The 1,813-nt window shown below is 36.5% G+C and carries 2 protein-coding genes and 1 pseudogene; 2 read left to right on the top strand and 1 reads right to left on the bottom strand.

The annotated features are described in order from the left end of the window. Nucleotides 1-269 (top strand): annotated as a pseudogene (locus ACFIJP_RS08965) (hypothetical protein); the annotation flags it as partial. A gap of 12 nt (nucleotides 270-281) precedes the next feature. Next, on the top strand, nucleotides 282-1,040 hold the full coding sequence (locus tag ACFIJP_RS08970; protein WP_375624395.1) for a hypothetical protein: 759 nt from the start codon (nucleotides 282-284) through the stop codon (nucleotides 1,038-1,040). 60 nt (nucleotides 1,041-1,100) lie between these two features. Here the strand turns inward: ACFIJP_RS08970 and ACFIJP_RS08975 are convergent, their stop codons facing one another. Continuing rightward, nucleotides 1,101-1,661 (bottom strand): hypothetical protein, encoded by a 561-nt coding sequence (locus ACFIJP_RS08975; RefSeq protein WP_375627055.1) that lies wholly within the window; start codon nucleotides 1,659-1,661, stop codon nucleotides 1,101-1,103. Nucleotides 1,662-1,813: the final 152 nt, after the last annotated feature.

A 1,813-nucleotide genomic window follows, 5' to 3' on the forward strand; every position in this document is an offset into this window, starting at 1 on the left:
ATGCGGATATAGGAAAGTCTGAAGCAGAAATTAAAAAACTGAAGCAAGAGATTAAAGAACGTGAGGAGGAAATTAAACAACTGAAACAAAAGACTGAAGAGCATGAAAAGGCGTTCAGAAATGTAAGTGAAGTTGTAATGACACTCGAAGCAGATGTGCAATCACGTGATGCGGAAATTCAAAGACTAACACAAAAGCTTAAACAGCGTGATGAAGCAGTAAAAGCGCCGGCTCATAAGAATAAGAAGAGTAAGAAGAAGGGTAAGTGAGGAGTGGATAAGATGACAGTTAAAAAGAAGTATGAATCTACTGATGAAACAATCGAAGTTAATGGAGTTACGCTTCATCGTATACGTGCTTTAAGAAATTTTAGAGATGTGTACGCAGGTGACTTAGGTGGCTTTATTGAAAATGAAAGCAATTTAAGTCATGAGGGAGACTGTTGGGTTGGGGACGATGCAAAGGTTTATGGTAGTGCTAGGGTTTACGGTCGAGCCAAGGTTTTTGGTAATGCCAACGTTTATGATAACGCTCATGTTTATGGCAATGCCATTGTTTATTTTGATGCTAAAGTTTTTGATAATGCACATGTATACGGTACAGCAATAATTTGTGGAAATGCCCGTGTGTGTGGTGATGCATGGATTGATACAGGTTTTATTAGTGGTTGTGATTTAGTTAATAGTAGTAAAAAGAAATACGAACTTACAGACGATACAGTTGATCTCGGTCCTTTCAAGTTACACCGAATACGAGCATTGAGAAGCTTTGGCAAAGTAAAGAAAGGTGATTTAGGTGGCTGGGTAGAGAGTGAAGAGAACCTCAGTCACGAAGGTAATTGTTGGATTAGTGGTTTAGGGGCTGTTTTTGGTGGCGGCAGATTACGTGGTGATCACCTAGTTCCAAACTTTAATTACATTTCCAATACGACTTATAAATTGTCTATGTTAACACCACAACAATACATGGCATCTCTACCTTGGCACCGTAGAACATTGGAGAGACTCCGTTATTATTGGGAGTACAGAATATGGCTTTAGCTATTAGAATTATTCACGAAGGCGTTTTTTCTTTGAAAAATTTTTTTCAAAAATATCGTTCTATTCATCATTACAATAGGAACCAAGATAAAAATTAGCTTTGAGTGTTTTGGTTGGATAGTTTGGAGAAGTATGTTCTACAATGATATTTATAGGCTGTATTTTAGATGGATTGTACATTGCAAAAATGAGTAAAAATGTTAGTTCACTTTCACCCTTGATACTAAATAGATCACACCACTCATTTTGGATTGGGTTTAGTTCAGGAGTTATCAAGTTGACGTGTTTTTTTTGCGTTTTAATGAAGATGTCTTCTGTTTGTTTATGCAATTCTAGGTTGGATTTAAGATATGAAACATGAACAAATTCAAAGGAGGTCTTTTTATCTATCCATATATGGTTCAATCTAATCATCTGTTTTGTAGGATTATAGAAGGTAACTTGTAAATGAACCAGCGATCCTGAGATTATCCTTAAAACGCTTTTCTTTGATGGGATAACACTACCATATTTTGGTTGGGGAATAGGTCTTAGTTCCAATTTGGCTCCTAATCTTCGTTCTTCTTGCTCTTTGTACTTAGTGTAAACTGAAAAAATTGTGCGAATAAGATTAAGAGGCATTTATTCTCCTATTTCAGAAATAATTACTGCTGAGTGCTTTTATAAAACACATTTTGTATGGAGTGGTGTGGTGATTAACACGATTCTTTGTTTTGATCTAGGTACCAAAACGGGGTGGGCGATACGTGGTGCAAGTGGTGACATGTTCAGTG

The sequence above is a fragment of the Bartonella sp. MU37NMGALS genome (assembly GCF_042194015.1).
GTDB classification, from domain to species: Bacteria; Pseudomonadota; Alphaproteobacteria; order Rhizobiales; family Rhizobiaceae; genus Bartonella; species Bartonella grahamii.